The 15616-nt window shown below is 74.4% G+C and carries 17 protein-coding genes and 1 pseudogene; 13 read left to right on the top strand and 5 right to left on the bottom strand.

Features of this window, described 5'->3' with window-relative positions; genetic code table 11:
• Positions 1-80: 80 nt before the first annotated feature.
• From ABZU46_RS09090 to ABZU46_RS09070, 5 genes are all read left to right on the top strand, one after another.
• Positions 81-812, top strand: coding sequence for a SigE family RNA polymerase sigma factor (locus ABZU46_RS09090; protein ID WP_354855911.1), 732 nt, complete (start codon positions 81-83; stop codon positions 810-812).
• A 56-nt stretch (positions 813-868) separates the two neighbouring features.
• Entirely contained in the window at positions 869-2071 is a 1203-nt protein-coding gene (locus tag ABZU46_RS09085; protein ID WP_354855910.1) for a hypothetical protein, read from the top strand.
• 242 nt (positions 2072-2313) lie between these two features.
• Positions 2314-3186, top strand: a complete 873-nt coding sequence (locus ABZU46_RS09080; protein ID WP_354855909.1) for a PHP domain-containing protein — start codon at positions 2314-2316, stop codon at positions 3184-3186.
• Positions 3187-3227: 41 nt separating this feature from the next.
• Complete coding sequence (locus tag ABZU46_RS09075; RefSeq protein WP_354855908.1) at positions 3228-3842, top strand: MarC family protein; 615 nt, start codon at positions 3228-3230, stop codon at positions 3840-3842.
• Positions 3843-3979: 137 nt separating this feature from the next.
• A complete protein-coding gene (locus ABZU46_RS09070) occupies positions 3980-4807 on the top strand; it encodes a PD-(D/E)XK nuclease family protein (RefSeq protein WP_354855971.1) in 828 nt (275 codons plus the stop codon).
• Positions 4808-4902: 95 nt separating this feature from the next.
• On the opposite strand, the gene ABZU46_RS09065 is transcribed toward ABZU46_RS09070, so the two are convergent.
• Positions 4903-5766 carry an oxygenase MpaB family protein gene (locus ABZU46_RS09065; RefSeq protein WP_354855907.1) on the bottom strand — a complete coding sequence of 288 codons (864 nt, stop codon included), beginning with the start codon at positions 5764-5766 and terminating at the stop codon, positions 4903-4905.
• A gap of 50 nt (positions 5767-5816) precedes the next feature.
• Positions 5817-6245: a Fur family transcriptional regulator gene (locus ABZU46_RS09060; protein WP_354855906.1), complete on the bottom strand. Its 429-nt coding sequence runs from the start codon at positions 6243-6245 to the stop codon at positions 5817-5819.
• 203 nt (positions 6246-6448) lie between these two features.
• Here ABZU46_RS09060 and ABZU46_RS09055 point away from each other — a divergent pair, with 203 nt between their 5' ends.
• A complete protein-coding gene (locus tag ABZU46_RS09055; RefSeq protein ID WP_354855970.1) occupies positions 6449-6931 on the top strand; it encodes a DUF2231 domain-containing protein in 483 nt (160 codons plus the stop codon).
• A 33-nt stretch (positions 6932-6964) separates the two neighbouring features.
• Here the strand turns inward: ABZU46_RS09055 and ABZU46_RS09050 are convergent, their stop codons facing one another.
• Positions 6965-7294, bottom strand: coding sequence for a hypothetical protein (locus ABZU46_RS09050; protein ID WP_354855905.1), 330 nt, complete (start codon positions 7292-7294; stop codon positions 6965-6967).
• Positions 7295-7389: 95 nt separating this feature from the next.
• Between ABZU46_RS09050 and ABZU46_RS09045 the strand changes: the two genes are divergently transcribed.
• On the top strand, positions 7390-7572 hold the full coding sequence (locus ABZU46_RS09045; protein ID WP_354855904.1) for a hypothetical protein: 183 nt from the start codon (positions 7390-7392) through the stop codon (positions 7570-7572).
• Positions 7573-8216: 644 nt separating this feature from the next.
• Positions 8217-8459 carry a hypothetical protein gene (locus tag ABZU46_RS09040; RefSeq protein WP_354855976.1) on the top strand — a complete coding sequence of 81 codons (243 nt, stop codon included), beginning with the start codon at positions 8217-8219 and terminating at the stop codon, positions 8457-8459.
• A 14-nt stretch (positions 8460-8473) separates the two neighbouring features.
• On the opposite strand, the pseudogene ABZU46_RS09035 reads toward ABZU46_RS09040, so the two are convergent.
• Together ABZU46_RS09035 and ABZU46_RS09030 are read right to left on the bottom strand one after the other, a co-directional pair.
• A pseudogene (locus ABZU46_RS09035) lies at positions 8474-8614 on the bottom strand (FmdB family zinc ribbon protein); the annotation flags it as partial.
• A 63-nt stretch (positions 8615-8677) separates the two neighbouring features.
• Positions 8678-9355 carry a 5-formyltetrahydrofolate cyclo-ligase gene (locus ABZU46_RS09030; RefSeq protein WP_354855903.1) on the bottom strand — a complete coding sequence of 226 codons (678 nt, stop codon included), beginning with the start codon at positions 9353-9355 and terminating at the stop codon, positions 8678-8680.
• Positions 9356-9440: 85 nt separating this feature from the next.
• Here ABZU46_RS09030 and ABZU46_RS09025 point away from each other — a divergent pair, with 85 nt between their 5' ends.
• The 5 genes from ABZU46_RS09025 to ABZU46_RS09005 all read left to right on the top strand — a co-directional run.
• Positions 9441-11807, top strand: a complete 2367-nt coding sequence (locus tag ABZU46_RS09025; protein WP_354855902.1) for a diguanylate cyclase — start codon at positions 9441-9443, stop codon at positions 11805-11807.
• Positions 11808-11816: 9 nt separating this feature from the next.
• Positions 11817-12779 carry a UTP--glucose-1-phosphate uridylyltransferase gene (locus ABZU46_RS09020; RefSeq protein ID WP_354855901.1) on the top strand — a complete coding sequence of 321 codons (963 nt, stop codon included), beginning with the start codon at positions 11817-11819 and terminating at the stop codon, positions 12777-12779.
• A complete protein-coding gene (glp, locus tag ABZU46_RS09015; protein WP_139582488.1) occupies positions 12776-14089 on the top strand; it encodes a gephyrin-like molybdotransferase Glp in 1314 nt (437 codons plus the stop codon). Before ABZU46_RS09020 ends, glp begins: the two co-directional genes overlap by 4 nt.
• Positions 14090-14168: 79 nt before the next feature.
• Complete coding sequence (locus ABZU46_RS09010) at positions 14169-14819, top strand: GNAT family protein (RefSeq protein WP_354855900.1); 651 nt, start codon at positions 14169-14171, stop codon at positions 14817-14819.
• A gap of 177 nt (positions 14820-14996) precedes the next feature.
• On the top strand, positions 14997-15616 hold a 620-nt coding region (locus ABZU46_RS09005; RefSeq protein ID WP_354855899.1), incomplete at its 3' end, for a hypothetical protein.

Genomic DNA, 15616 nt, shown 5'->3' with positions numbered 1-15616 from the left:
CAAGTGCGCACCTTTCGTCATGGACCGACACGCCTCTGACGTGGCACTCTGCCAGGACGGTGTGGGTGCGGAGGTGTGCGGTGGCGAGCAGGGACCCGTTGGAGGAGGAGTTTCGCGAGTTCGTCGCGGCTCGCTCCGCCGCTCTGCTCCGTACCGCCTATCTGCTCGCCGGCGACTGGGCGACAGCCGAGGATCTGCTCCAGACGGCGCTGACCAAGACCTACCTCGCCTGGAAGCGGCTCGGCGGGATCGAGGCGGTCGAGCCGTACGCCCGTCGTGTCATGGTCAACACCTCGACGAGCTGGTGGCGGCGACGCTGGCACGGTGAGCGCCCCACCGAGGTGCTGCCCGAACGGCCCGGTGTCGACGAGATCGAGCAGCAGCTCGACCGCGACCTGCTCTGGCGGCACCTCAGGGAGCTGCCCAACCGGCAACGGGCGGTGCTCGTCCTGCGCTACTACGAGGACATGTCGGAAGCACAGACGGCAGCGCTGCTGGACATCTCGCCGGGCACGGTGAAGAGCCAGGCCTCCCGGGCACTGGCCACGCTGCGCCGACGGATGGGCGCCGCCACCCCGGACCTGGGCGACGCCGCGCGAGCTGGCCGAGGTGCCGACGCTGCCCGACCTGGTCCGGACGGGAGGGATGCGGGGGGCCGTGCCGCATTGACGCCGCGTCCGGCGGCCGGCCGGGCCGGGCCGGGCGCGGTCGCACCCCGCCCGTCCGTGCCCCGCCCGATCGCACCGGCGGTCGAGCTGCCCACCGCTCCGGCGGCCGTGCCCGTCGGCACCGGCGCCGGGGACCAGCAGTGAGCGCATTCCCCCGGCGGCCCGACAACCTGACGGGCGGTCCGCAGCGTCCTAACCAGGTGCGACGTGACCAGCTGGAAGGTGCGGTGCGGGAGACTCTCTCGCACCAGGTCGCCGTCGCCCGTCCACTGACCGCCGACCCGGCCGGTCAGGCCATCCGCCGGGCCAAGCGGATCCGACGGCGGCGTGCCGGTGTCGGTGTCGCGCTCGGAATGGTCACCACCGTGCTGATCGGCGCCGGCATGACGCAGCTCGCCGACGAGACCGGCCGGCAGGGCCCGCCCATCGTCGTGATCGGCGATCCGGATCTGTCGGTCCGGCCGCTCCCCTCGGCCGCCGTCGCCCCACCCGCGCCGTCGCCCGGAACGCCCGCCGGTCTGCTCCTCGACGGCACCCTGATCAACGCCGACGGCAAGCGGCTGGCGCTGCCCAGCGTCGGCCCCGCCGAGCGCGCCCACAGCCTGCCCAGCGGCGCCGGTCTGCTGGTGGTCGGTGCCCCGACCACCGCCGGCCGTTCCCTCTGGGTCGCGCAGGACGACGGCCTGGTGCAGGTGCTGCTGGCCGGCGCGGGCCAGATCGTTCTCGCGCCGGACGCCAGCCAGGTCGCCTGGCGCGACGGCAAGGACCTGCTCGTGGCGGGAGTGGTCGGGAGCCAGCTCATCGGCACGGTACGCATTCCGGTCCCGGACGGCGCGGAACCCGTCCGGTTCGTCGGAAACAGCGTGCTGGTCCGGCTCGACCGGGACGGGCCGGCCCACGCCCTGTGGCGGCCCGGCACGGGGGAGCTGACCGCGGTGTCCGAGCGGGGCACCCTGAACGTCTACGGTGCGCTGCCCGACGGGCGGCTGATCGGTCAGGTGTCCGCGAGCGGGCCGGGTGGGACCTGCCTGGCGGCGCTCGACCCGAAGCGGGCTCTGAAACCGGTACGCACCGCCTGCGGCGCACAGTTGAGCCTGGACGGCGCGGGCGGCGTGTCCGACGACGGGCGGTGGCTTCTGGTGAACGGGAAGGTCGGCGCGAGCGACCGGGCCCTCCTGGTCGATCTGCAGCGGCTCGGGACGACGCTGAACGCCATGCCGGCCGGCCCGGCGCTGAGTGGCGCTGTCGCCTGGACGACCCGGACGGACGTCTCCTACGTCGACAGCGCCGGCAAGCTGGTTCAGGTCGACGTCGAACGGGTGCGTGCCGGGCAACCGGCCGAGCCGGTGCCCGTGGCCGGCCTCCAGCCCGGTGACCGGCCGGTCCTGGTCACCGGCTCCTGATCCGCACCCGGGTCGCTCCCCGGAGTGGTCGCGGCGTCCCGCGCTGCGATCGATCGCCTCGGCTCGCTGGCCGGCGTTCCCGTCCCTGCGCCGCGGGGGCCTGGCGCACGGGCGGGCCCACGGCCTGGCGCACGGGCGGGCCCACGGCCTGGCGCACGGGCCGGCGCGCGCTGAGGGCCGCGCTCTACGGCTGGCCGGCACCTACGCGAGCCGGATTCGGGTCTGCTGGGTAGCGTCGGGAGGTGACCTCGCGTACCGGCCCCGCGCCGCGGATCGACCTGCACGCCCACTCGACCGCCAGCGACGGCACGCTGAGCCCGGCCGACCTGGTCCGCGCCGGCACCGACGCGGGTCTGGACGTGCTGGCCATCACCGACCACGACACCACCGCCGGTTGGGCGCCGGCCGTACGGGCGCTGCCGCCCGGTCTGCGCCTGATCCGAGGCGCCGAGCTGTCCTGCCACTGGTCGGGCGCGCAGCCGCCGGTGCCGCTGCACCTGCTGGCGTACCTGTTCGACCCGGACCACCCGGAGCTGGTCGCCGAGCTGACCCGGGTGCGGGCCGCCCGCGAGGCACGCGGCGAACGGATCGTGGCGCTGCTGCGCGCCGACGACATCGACGTGAACTGGCCGGACATCCTCTCCGGGGCGGGCGGCGGCACGGTGGGTCGCCCGCACATCGCGCAGGCGCTGATCCGCGCCGGTCTGGTCGCCAGCACCCGGGAGGCGTTCGGCCCGGACTGGCTGGGCGAGCGGTACCGGCTGCCGAAGGACGACATCGACGTCTTCCGTGCGGTCCGGCTGGTCCGGGCCGCCGGGGGCGTACCGGTCTTCGCCCATCCCCGCGCCACCCGACGCGGCCGGGTGGTGCCCGACGAGCTGATCGCCGAGCTGGCCGCCGCCGGGCTGGCCGGCCTGGAGGCCGACCACGAGGACCACAGCCCGGCCGAGCAGGCCCACGTACGCGCGCTCGCCGCCGAGTTGGGCCTGCTGGTCACCGGCTCCTCCGACTTTCACGGCACCCACAAGAGCGTCCAGCTCGGCGCGTTCACCACCGGCGTCGAGGCGTACGAGCGGATCGTCGCCGCCGGGGTGACCGAGGTCGCTTCGGGCTGATCCGGGTATTTCGCCCACCAGGGCGCGGCTAGGTTGATCACGTGGATCTGAAGCTGTTCGGCGAGGTTTTCGTGACCCTGCTGGTGATCACCGACCCGCCGGGCATGATGCCGATCTTCCTGGCGCTGACCGGGCCGTTGCCCGCACGGGACCGCAACCGGGCGGCCTGGCAGGCCGTCGCGCTGGCTCTCGGCGTAATCGTGATCTTCGCGGTGGCCGGGCAGACCCTGCTCGACTACCTGCACGTCGACCTGCCCGCGTTGCAGGCCGCCGGCGGCCTGCTGCTCGTCCTCGTCGCCCTGGAGCTGCTGACCGGCAAGGCCGACGATCCCAGCCAGCAGGTCACCTCGAACATCGCGCTGGTGCCGCTGGGCACCCCGTTGCTGGCCGGTCCGGGCGCCATCGTGGCGACCATGCTCTTCGTCCAGCAGGCCGACGGGCTGGGTGACTTCACCGCCATCGCCGCGGCCATCCTCGCCGTCATGGTCGCGGTCTGGATCGTGCTGCGCTTCTCCGGCGGCATCGTGAAGATCCTGCGCCCCGGCGGCATCGAGGTGTTGACCCGGATCGCCGGCCTGCTCCTGGCCGCGATCGCCGTACAGCTCATCGCCGACGCGGTGGCGGCCTTCGTGACCCAGTACGTGAACATGGCCTGACCGGCACACCCGGAATGTCGGCGGTGGATGGCAGGATCGCAGGCGTGCGACGAGCCTCTTCAGCCGGACGACCCGCCGCAGGCGGTCGGGCCCCTCAGCAGCGCCCCGGTGGCGCCGAGCAGCTCGGCTTCGAGGGGATGCCGGAACGGCTGTTCGTCTGCACCCCGAGCAAGCTCGGCGCGTACGCGGACTGCCCCCGCCGCTACCGCTACTCCTACGTCGACCGGCCCGCACCGCCGAAGGGCCCGCCGTGGGCACACAACTCGCTCGGCGCCAGCGTGCACACCGCCCTCAAGAATTGGTACGCGCTGCCCGCCGACCGACGCCGCCCCGAGGCGCTGGCCACCCTGCTCAAGGGCACCTGGGTCCGTGAGGGCTACCGCGACGACGAGCAGGAGCGGGCCGCCTACCGGCGAGCGTTGAGCTGGCTGGAGGCGTACGTCGAGACGCTGGATCCGGAGTCCGACCCGCTCGGTGTCGAGCGGGTGGTGGCGGTCAAGACCGCGGTGCTGGCCTTCAACGGCCGGGCCGACCGCATCGACTCGCGCCCCGGGCCGGAGGGCCCGGAGCTGGTCATCGTCGACTACAAGACGGGTCGCACCGGGCTGGACACCGACGACGCTCGGGGCTCGCAGGCGCTGGCGCTCTACGCGTACGCGGCCGAGCGGGTGTTCCGTCGGCCGTGTCGCCGGGTGGAGCTGCACCACCTGCCGACGGGCACGGTCGCCGGCCACGACCACACCGTCGAGTCGCTGAACCGCCAGTTGACCCGGGCCGAGGACACGGCCCGCGACATCATGGCCGCCGAGCGGGCCGTCGCCGACGGCGGCGATGCCGACGAGGCGTTCCCGGTGGCGCCCGGCCCGCGGTGCGGTTGGTGCGACTTCCGGCGGCACTGCCCGACCGGGGCACAGACGCCGGGCAAGGAGCCGTGGGCGGCCGTGGACCGGTCCGCCGACGCCTGACCCCGTGCGGCCTGCCCGCACCTGACTCCGTGCGGCCTGTCCGCAGCTGACACTGTGCGGCGTGTCCGCACCTCGCCCCGAGGGGGTCCGGCTGGTCAGCCGGCCAGCGGGGTCGCCGTGTGACGTTCGGCCCGCTCCTTGGCGGCCTGCATCAACGGCCCCTCCCGATAGCGGCGCGGTACCGCGGCGAGCGCCAGGCGCAGGGCGCGCACGGTGAGGTCCGCCGACAGCTCGGTGGTGGGCAGCCCCAACCCGCCGTACATCCGTCGGGCCCACGGAGGCAGCAGCGCGAGCGCGGTGCCGGCGATGCCCAGGTACGCCCAGCGCGGCGGGCCGAGGGTGAGGCCCAGCCGAGCCGGCAGGCTGAGCTTCCACGGCAGCGGTGGGGCGGTGAGGAAGATCGCCGTCTCGGCGGCCTCCCGGGTCATCCGCAGCTCCGGCCGCACCGCGCGGTAGTACGCCGCCACCTCGGCGGCGGTGCCCGGCACCGTGGCCGGGTCCAGCCCGACGAGGCCGGCCGACCGACGCTGCTCGGTGTAGTAGCCGTCCACCTCGTCGTCGGTGAGCGGCAGACCCGCCCGCCGGGCCGTGCTGAGGAACGATTCGACCTCGGTGACGTGCACCCAGCGCAGCAGGTCCGGGTCGTCGATCCGGAAGTCCTCGCCGGTGTCGGGGTCGGTGGCCCGCAGCCGGGCGTGCAGGCGACGCAGTCGCGCCCCGGCCTGCTCGGCTTCAGCCGTGGTGCCGTAGACGGTGGTCGCCACGTAGGTGGCGGTGCGCACCAGCCGTCCCCACGCGTCGGTGCGGTAGTTGCTGTTCTGCGCGACCCCGGCCATGGCCCGGGGGTGCAACGCCTGGAGGTAGAGCGAGCGCAGGCCCGCGACGATCAGGATCGGCTCCTCGTGCACCTTCCACGTGACCGAACCCGGACCGAAGAGGCCGAGGTCATCGGAGTCCACCGACCAAGCGTGCCACGGCCCACCGGTCGGTGCCGGTGGTGCGGGCCGGGTCAGCTGTCGGCGGCGCGGCGCGACTGGCAGCTCGGGCAGAGGCCCCAGAAGGTCACCTCTGCCTCGTCCACCTCGAAGCCGTGCGCGGTGCCCGGTTCCAGGCACGGGGCACTGCCGACGGTGCAGTCGACGTCGGCGATCTCGCCGCAGCCCCGGCAGACCACGTGGTGGTGGTTGTCGCCGGCGCGCGCCTCGTACCGGGCGGGACTGCCGGCCGGCTCGATCCGGCGGGACAAGCCGGCCCGGCTCAACGCCCCCAGCACGTCGTAGATCGCCTGCGTGGAGACCGAGTCGAGGCGTTCGCGGACCCTGCGGGTGATCTCGTCGACCTCCAGGTGACCGCCGTCGGCGAGAACGTCGAGCACCGCGAGGCGCGGTCGGGTGACGCGCAGGCCCCTCGACCGCAACAGCTCCTCGCCACCGGACATGCGCCAATGACAGCACGTACGACCAGCAGCGACAACCGTCGCCCGCTGGGGGTGGCCACGGACACAGCCCGCAGGACCGACCTGCGGGGTCGCGCCGTGCTGAACCTGATCGCCGACGCGCGCGTGTCTCCGAGCGAGAGCTCGGGGACGACCGGCGGCCCGTACGCTGGCGATCCCTCACCGTGATCCACCTGGAGGTGTCGATGTTCGAGGAGATCCTGGGTCTACCGGTACACGTCCTCGTGGTCCACGCGGTGGTCGTCATGGTCCCACTGCTGGCGGTGCTGGCCATCGGATACGTGGGGCTGCCGCGCTGGCGGCACCGACTGGACTGGGCGCTGGCCATCCTCGCCGTGGTCGCGCCGGTGACCGCGTTCGTGGCCGTGGAATCCGGTGAAGCCTTCACCGACGCCCTGGTCGCCAGCGGCTACCAGGGCCAGATCCTCGACCAGATCTTCGAGCACTCCCGCTACGGCGACATCCTGTTCCGGATCGTGGTGCCCCTGGGGATCGTGGCCATCGCGCTGCTCGTGGCGACCAGTGGGCACCCGCGGGTGCCGCGGCTGCCGGCACTGGTGACGCCGGTGCTCGCGGTGGCGACCGTCGCGCTGGCCATCGCCGCCCTGATCTACGTCTACCTGACCGGTCACTCCGGCGCCGAGGCCGTCTGGGGCACCACCCTCTGAGCGGCCGGTCGGGGTGGGCGCCACCGACGCCGCTCAGAAGATGAGGCGCGAGCAGAGCAGGCAGACAAGAGCCACCAGCACCACGGCGGCTGCGGCGCCGAAGCCGTAGGTGACCCGCTGGGAACGCTGCTCGGCCGCATCCAGGACGGCCATGTCCTGTGGCGGAAGCTGTCGGGGCGGGGCCGGTTCCAGGTGCACCGGGGGACGCCAGCCGGCCGGGGGCGGCACGCTCGGGGGTGGCCCCGCGTACCCGCTCGTGGGTGGGGTGGCGGGTGGGGGTTGGTCCGCCATCCCGCCGTCGCCGGTCCCGGGCCGGCGCCAGTAGTCGTCGTCCGGGGTGCTGCCACCGCTGGGGGTCGTCACGGCGTCCGACGCTACCAACGGAGCCGGCGGCCCGGTCGCTTCTGGTCGATGTGCCAACCGTCGGCGAGCGGTCGCCTGCGCTAGTCTTGCCGCTCGTGAGCACCGAGGACCCCGGCACGCAGGGCGCGCGCGGCGATGATGACCGCACCGTCGACCTGAGCGACGACTTCGTGGTGCTGCCCGAGCAGACCACGGACGACACCGACCACGGCTGGGGCGAGCGGAGCAGCGGCAACGACGACTGGCTCCTCGCCCAACGCCCCCCACACTGGGACTGACCCCGACGCCGCGCCTGCGGGGCGGGCCACCGGCAGCGCGGCGGGTCGGGCAAGCCAGGCCCACACCCCGACCGCGACTCTAGGGCGGACAACCGTCAGCACGGCGGGTCGGGCTAGCCGGACCGGCGCCCCGGCCGCGCCGTTGGTCGCCGGGCAGCCGGTCGCGGTGTGCTGGCCGGACGGGGTGTCCATCCCGGTTGGGGTGTGCAGAATCGCGGCGGCGAGGCCGAGCAGCGCGGCGACCAGCCCGGCCCGCAGCAGGGTGCGACCGCCGGGCAGGGCCGGCCGGCGCAGCGGGCGCAACGCCCGCGCGGAGTCCAACTTGCGGGTGATCATCTGCCGCCTCCGTCCCGGGTGCCGTCGTGGTGACACCCGTAGAGCGGCACGTTAGGCCGGCAACGGCCGGCGCTGCGGACCCCTCGTCCCCGCCTGTGGACAACTGACCGGCCTGTGGATAACGCCCATCTACCGGCTGGATCTGCTATCGCACCCGGCGGGACCCGCTATGGCACGGAAAGGGAATCCGGGCGATCGACCCGGCCCGGCCGACTTTCGGGAACCCGAGTGGATCAAGGATGGACAGCGCCGCCCGGGCGATCGCGGGCGGCGCTGTCAGCGAGCTTGGGGAAGGCTGAGGTCAGGACGTGGAGCTGGCTGCCGGAGCCTTGCCGCCGCCCGACCCACCGGTCGAGGATCCACCGGACGACGACGACCCGGACGACCCACCGGACGACGACCCGGACGACGAGGACGAAGACGACGATCCGGAATCCCCAGCCGAGGACGAGGACGACGAGGACGACGAGGACGACTCGGACTTGGCCGGCTTGCTCGGCGTGCCTCCAGCGGAGGTCTCGGAGACGGACGCGCGGGAGTCGGTGCGGTAGAAGCCCGAGCCCTTGAAGACGATGCCGACCGAGTTGAAGACCTTGCGCAGCCGCCCCTGACACGCCGGGCACTCGGTCAGCGGCTCGTCCGAGAAGGACTGCACCGCCTCGAGCTGGTGACCGCACGCGGTGCAGGCGTACTGGTACGTGGGCACGTTCTCCTCCGGTATCTGAGCTCGGCCAGTTGGCACTCGACGTATTCGAGTGCCAATGGTGCGTCATTCGCCCCGGGTTCGTCCAGCGGACGTGTGGGGCGCGACACCCTGCGCCGCACCCGGGCCGTCGTCAAGCGTACGCATCCCGTCGGTGGGGGTGACGACCGCGCGGACCGGACGGTCGTGCGGCTCCGCCGGCAGCGCCTCGACCAGCTCCCCGTCGTGCAGCGGGACCACGGTCAGGGCCGCCGTGGGCACCCGTGCCAACGCCCGGTCGTACGAGCCGCCGCCCCGGCCCAGCCGTCGGCCGCGTCGGTCGACGGCGAGCGCCGGCACGACCACCAGCTCCGCTCCGGTGACCGCGGCCACGCCGAGGCGGGGGCCGGTCGGCTCCCGCATACCCCGACCGGCCGCGCTTAGAGCATCGGGTCCGGAGTACGCGGCCCAGTCCAGGTCCAGGTCGGGGAGGAGCACCGGCAGCAGCAACTCGGCGTCGGGCGGCAGCGCCGACCGCAACACCTCCGGCAGGTCGGCCCCGCCCGGCTCGGAGCCGACCGGGACGTACGCCGTCATCCGGCGCGGGCGCAGCCGGCGTACCAGGGCGACCAGCTCGGCCTGGACGCGCCCGGCGGCCTCGGCCCGCGCCGGAGCGGTCAGGGCCCGACGGCGGGCGAGCAGGTCGACGCGGGTGTCCCGCTTCGCCACTCGGGTCACTTCCGCTTCATCAGAAAATTCCGGCACGCAACACTCCTGACGCAACGCCACTCCCACGGTTGCTCTGTGTCAGCATCGCAAGCAACGGAGGCGGAACTTCCGGGGGGACCGAGTGACGCTACGCGGGCGGTTGACGGCAGCCTTCCTCGTGGTGGTGCTCGGCCCGGTCCTGCTCGGGGCGTTCTTCGTGGCCTCCACCGTCACGGCCGTCGACCGCAGCCGGTCCACCGAGCGCCTCGCGGTGGCGGCCTCCACGGTGCGTACCTCGGTCGACGCGCTCTGCCAGCAGCTGCGCGCCGCCGCCGACGCGGTCGCCCTCACCGGTGACCCGGCCGTCGCCGCCGGCCAGCTCGTCGGCCGTGGGCTGGCCGCAGCGGTGCTGGTCACCGACGTGAACGGACGCGTCACGTACGCCTCGCCCGGCGCTCCGTCGACCCCCTGGCGGGACTGCTCCGAGCCGGCCACCGCGTCGTCCGGCCCGGTCCGCGCGCTGGCCGCCCGGGTGGACCGCCGCGACCCGGCCGGCGCGCTACTGGGCACGGTGGCCGCCGCGCACCTGGTCGACCCGGCCTTCGTGGCCCGGCTGGCGGCGGTGACCGGGGTCGCGGTCACCCTGCTCGACAGCGGCGCGAGCGCCGCCCGCGTCACCCACACCACCGAGTCCCGGGAGGTACGCGACGCGGTGCTGGCCGCCGCCGGGGCCACCAGCGGTGAGCGCGTCACCGAGAGCACCAAGGGTCGGTACGTGCGCCGGATCGGGCCGTCCGCGGGCCAGCCGCTGCCGCTGGTGTTGTCGGTGCCGAGCGAGCGGCCGCCCGGGCTGCACGTCACGCTTGCCGGCGTGGTTGTGCTGGCCGGGCTGCTCGCCGTGTTCACCGCCTGGCGTCTGGCCCGGGTGACCACCCGGCCACTGGTGGAGCTGGCCGGAGCGGTCGACCGGGTGGCGCACGGCGACCTGACCGCCCGGGTGCCGGTGCGCAGCCGCGACGAGCTGGGACGGCTTGCGGCCGCGTTCAACCGGATGACCCGCGAGACCGGGTCGTACGTCGCGGCGCTGACCAGCAGCCGCGACCAGCTACGCGGGCACCTCGCGGTGCTCGGCGACACCCTGGCCAGCACCCACGACCTGCAACGCATCCTGCGGGTGATCCTGCACAGCGCCATCGCGGCCACCGGGGCGCGGGCCGGCGCGGTGCTGCTGGTGGAGGCCGGCGGGGTGCTCGTCGCGCAGTGCAGCGAGGGGTTGGACGGGCGCTGGCCGGCGGGGGACCAGGACGGGTCGCAGGGACTGCGGGTGCCCGTGGGCGTCGGTGTGGTCGGCGCGGTGGCCGCGACCGGCGAGCCGCAGCGGGGCCGGGTGGAACCGACCGAGGTCCCGACCGGCGAGCCCCGCTGCCGCACCTACGTCGCGGTCCCCTTCGCCACCCCGGGCGGCGCGAGCACAGCGGGCGGCGCGAGCACACCGGGCGGCGCGACAACGACCGTCGCGGGCGGCGAGAGGAGTCCCGACGAGGCCGGCGCCGCTGCGGCCGCGCTCGGTGTGCTGGCGCTCTACGACCGGGTGGGCGCGGACGAGTTCGACGACGACGACCTGGTCAACCTGCGCACCTTCGCCAGCCACGCGGCCGTGGCGGTGGAGAACGTCCGGGTGCACGAGGAGGCGCAGCGGCTCTCGCTCACCGACCCGCTCACCGGGCTGTGGAACTACCGCTACCTGCGCGAGTCGATCCGGCGGGAGGTGGAGCGGGCCAGCCGGTTCGGCCGGATGCTCAGCGTCCTCGCCCTCGACCTGGACCGCTTCAAGGACGTCAACGACACGTACGGGCACGCGGCGGGGGACACCGTGCTGGCCGAGTTCGCCCGGCGGGTACGCGGTGAGATCCGCGAGGTCGACCTGGCCTTCCGGCAGGGCGGCGAGGAGTTCGTGCTGCTCCTGCCGGAGACCGACGCCCGGGGTGCGGCGATCGTCGCGGAGCGGCTGGGCGCGGCGGTGCGCGAGACCCCGATCGCGGTCGAGGCGTACGCGGGGCCGATCGTGGTCACCGTGTCGGTGGGCATCGCCGTCTACCCGGACCACGGCAGCACCGGACGGGAGGTGCTGGAAGCCGCCGACGACGCCCTCTACGCGGCCAAGGCGGCCGGCCGGGACACCTATCGCGTGGCCGAGGCCCGCCCCGACGTGCCGACGCGGGAGATACCGGTGCCCGCTTGCGCCGTCAGCCCACCCGACGGGCTGCCACGTGCCGGCCGGCCCGTGCAGGCGCCCCGGGAGCCGGGCGGGCACGCCCGGTCGGAGTCGACTGCTGGCGTACCGGAATCGAACCGGTCGGGGCCCGCGCACGCCGGCCCGGATCCGGCGGACGAGCCGGCGGCCTCCGCCGCGGACGCCGCGCGGGCCGGCCCCGACGTCACCCGGCCGGGGTCGGGCGGCGGCGCGTCTTCTGGGCCACACCCGCCGCGGCAGAGCCGTGGCCGATAGTCTCGCGGCATGTCGGAGCACTCAGCGAACCCCTCATCGACGGTCGCCGCAACCGGCCGTCCCGTGGCGGTCAAGGCCGTTATCCCGGCCGCCGGACTGGCCACCCGCTTCCTGCCGGCCACCAAGGCGGTGCCGAAGGAACTGTTGCCGGTGGTGGACCGGCCGGTGCTGCAGTACATCGTCGAGGAGGCCACCCAGGCCGGCATCGGCGACGTGTTGCTGATCACCGGCCGGGGTAAGACGTCGATGGTGGACCACTTCGATCGACGCCCCGACCTGGAGACCAGGCTGGAGGAGAAGGGCGACGCCGAGCGGCTGGCCGCCGTGCGCCGGCCCAGTGAGCTGGCCGAGATCTACACCGTCCGGCAGCCGGAGCAGCTCGGGCTGGGCCACGCCGTCGGGTACGCCGAGTCCCACGTCGGCGACCAGCCCTTCGCGGTGCTGCTCGGCGACGAGTTCGTCAAGCCGTCCGAGCCGCTGCTGCCGGCGATGCTGGAGCTGCAGGCCCGCACCGGCGGCGTGGTGCTCGCCTTCTTCGAGGTGGACCCGGCCGACACCAAGCGCTACGGCATCGCCTCGGTCGAGCCGGCCGAGGCGGAGCTGACCGACATCGGTGAGGTCGTCAAGGTCACCGGCATGGTGGAGAAGCCGCAGCCGGAGGACGCGCCGAGCAACCTCGCGGTGCTGGGTCGGTACGTGCTGCCCGGCAAGATCTTCGACGCGATCCGCCGGACCAAGCCGGGCAGCGGCGGCGAGATCCAGCTGACCGACGCCATGGAGCTGCTGCGCACCGAGGGCACACCGGTGCACGCGATCGTCTACCGCGGCACCCGCTACGACACCGGCATGCCGCTGGGCTACCTCCAGACCGTCGTGCAGATCGCCGCCGAGCGCGAGGACCTCGGCAGCGAGTTCCGCTCCTGGCTGGCCGAGTTCGTCAAGGCCGACGCGGCAGGCGGATCTGGTACATGACCGCGACGGCCGACGCCGAGGCGGCCGCGAACGAGTTGACGCCGCTCGCCGACTACCTGGGCAGCGTGCTGCGCAGGTTACGAGCGCTGCCGCCACTCGACCTCGACCTCACCCAGGCGCACGGCAACGTCCTCGCCGAGGACGTCGTCGCGCCGCACGCCTTCCCGGCCTTCGACCAGGCGGCCGTGGACGGGTACGCGGCCCGGTGGGAGGACATTTCCGGAGGGGGCCGGGGCCCGAGCTACGTCCCGGCCCCCTCCGGCACGCCCGGCGGCCGGACCATCCGGCTCAACGTGGTCGGCGACCTCGGCGCGGCGAGCTGGCGGCCGGTGCGGCTCACCCCGGGCTCGTGCTTCTCGGTGGCCGCCGGGGCGCCGCTGCCCGTCGCCGCCGACGTCGTGGTCCCGGTGGAGTGGACCGACCAGGGCATGGCCGCCGTGGAGATCTTCCGCACCCCCAAACGGGGGTACGGGGTACGCCGCGCCGGTGAGGAACTGCCGGCCGGCACCCTGCTCGCCCGCGCCGGCACGTACGTCTCGCCGGCGCTCGTCGCGGTCTTCGCCGCCACCGGCATCGGGCACGTGGTGGTCCGGCCCAGCCCTCGGGTGGTCATCGTGGCCACCGGCGACGAGTTGGTCGACGTGGGCCGGGGCAGCCAGCCCGGTCAGGTGGTGGACGCGAACTCGCACGCGCTGACCGCCGCCGCCGCCGAGGTGGGCGCGCTGGCGTACCGGGTCGGTATCTGCGACGACGACCCGGAAGGGCTGCGCGGGCTGCTGGAGGACCAGACCCTGCGCGCCGACCTGATCATCACCACCGGGGGGACCGGCACCGGCCCCGGGGACATGGTGCGGCGGATCCTGTCCCGCCGCGAGGGTGGCCGCGCCGGGCCGGTGACCTTCACCGACGTCGCGCTCTATCCCGGCACCGCGCTCGGGTTCGGCACCGTCGGCGCCGAGGAGGTGCCGGTGGTCTGCCTGCCCGGTGACCCGGGGGCCGCACTGATCGGTTTCGAGGTGCTGGCCCGCCCCGCCATTCAACTGCTCGCCGGCGCCGAGCCGGTGTTCCGGCCCAGCGTCCGGGCGCACCTGCTGGAGACCGTGTCGTCCCCCGGCGGGTTGCGGGAGTTCCGGCCCGCGCACGTCGCGGAGCGGCGCGGCGGCGGTTACACCGTGCAGCCGCTGCGCGGCGGCCCGTTCACCCTCTCCGGCCTGGCCGAGGCGAACGGGCTGCTGGTGCTCGGCGAGCGGGTCACCACCGCCGCCGCCGGCTCCACCGTGGACGTCCTGCTGCTCGACCGGCGCCGGTGAGTGCGCTCGGCTGTTCTTCGACGGTGCGCGTGGTGGGTCCACTTGCGCACGATCCGGTCCCGCGCGGGAGACTGTGCGGGTGAGCCTCTTCGGACCCGCGCGAGCCCCCGGCTGGCCGGCGGTGCTTGTCGACGGCCCGGTGCTGCTACGGCCCTACCGGCGCTCCGACGCGGCGGCGTGGTCGGAGGTGCGCCGGGCCAACCGGGCCTGGCTGGCACCGTGGGAGTCGTCGCTGCCGGGCAGCTGGGACGAGCTGAACTCGCCGGCCGCGTTCCGCTGGGTGCACCGTGACCAGCGGCGTTCCGCCCGCGAGGGCGAGGGTATGCCGTTCGCGGTCTGCCTGCGGGAGGCCGACCGGGACCGGTTGGTCGGGCACCTCAACGTCGGCAGCATCGTGCGCCGCGCCTTCTGCTCCGGCTACGTCGGCTACTGGGTCGACGCCCGGGTCGCCGGACAGGGCGTGATCCCGACGGCGCTCGCGCTCGCCGTGGACCACGCGTTCGGCCGGGGTGGGCTGCACCGGGTGGAGGTCAACATCCGGCCGGAGAACCGACCGTCGCGGCGGGTGGTGGAGAAGCTGGGCTTCCGCGAGGAGTCGTACCACGTGCGCTACATGCACATCGACGGCGCCTGGCGGGACCACATCGGATACGCGATGACGAGCGAAGAGGTCGCCGCCGAGGGCGGTCTGCTGGCCCGCTGGCACCGGGTACGCGCCACCGCGCGGTGAGCCGTCCCACGCACGGGATCGGCGCGGCGCGGCGGCATCACGGTCGGTGCGCCGTAACCTCAAGTAACTGCAAGCTGCGGCAAGCGCTCACCGCCCGGACGATCTACGCACCCAGGCACGATCGGTGGAAGATCCTGCGGTCGGGCAGCGTTTGCTCCGAATTCGGTGACGGGAGGGGTGAGGGTGCCGACCTCGGTGCTCCTCGCCGTCCTCGCCGCCGCCGGCCTGCTCGCCCTGGCCCCGGCGCTGGTTCGTCGGTACGACGCCACCGAGCGGCTGGTGGCGGAGCGGGCGCAGTCGACGGCGCGGGTGCTCCAGCGCCGTCGACGGCGCCGCACTGTGCCAGGACGGCAGCCCGTGCACCCGCCCCGCTCCCTCGTCGTCACCCTCAGTGAAGATGCGACTACAGGAAGGCTGGCTGCGCCGGTCTCCGCGCCCCCGGCGGCACGCCGCTCCGGCCGGCTGCGCGCCGTACCGCCGGCACCGAAGCGCTCCCGCCGTCGTCCGCCGCGCCGGCAGCACACCCCCGCCGTGTACCGCCGACGCCGGGTGCTCGCCGCGCTGCTACTGCTCAACGTCGTCGAGTTGATCGGCGTGCTGTTCGTCAGCCCCGGCTTCTGGATCGGCTTCTCGGTCACCTTCCTGCTGCTGGCCCTGTACGTCGTACACCTGCGCGGGCGTGCCCTCGCCGGCCGGCGTCGACGCCGCGCCCACGCCCGGGAGGCGGCGTGGCTGGCCGCCCGCCAGGCCGAGGTCCGCCGCGAACAGGCCCGCCGCGCGGCGGGCCGCCGCGCGGC

The organism is Micromonospora sp. NPDC005197, assembly GCF_040608295.1.
Lineage (GTDB): Bacteria > Actinomycetota > Actinomycetes > Mycobacteriales > Micromonosporaceae > Micromonospora.
Note: the sequence above shows the minus strand (reverse complement) of the source record. Positions and strands in the feature narration are given on the sequence as shown.

Coding starts and splice junctions, on each gene's coding strand:
- ABZU46_RS09055 (WP_354855970.1), top strand. CDS start 6,449: ATGTTCGAGGAGATCCTGGGTCTACCGGTACACGTCCTCGTGGTCCAC.
- ABZU46_RS09070 (WP_354855971.1), top strand. CDS start 3,980: ATGCCGGAACGGCTGTTCGTCTGCACCCCGAGCAAGCTCGGCGCGTAC.
- ABZU46_RS09060 (WP_354855906.1), bottom strand. CDS start 6,245: ATGTCCGGTGGCGAGGAGCTGTTGCGGTCGAGGGGCCTGCGCGTCACC.
- glp (WP_139582488.1), top strand. CDS start 12,776: ATGACCGCGACGGCCGACGCCGAGGCGGCCGCGAACGAGTTGACGCCG.
- ABZU46_RS09020 (WP_354855901.1), top strand. CDS start 11,817: ATGTCGGAGCACTCAGCGAACCCCTCATCGACGGTCGCCGCAACCGGC.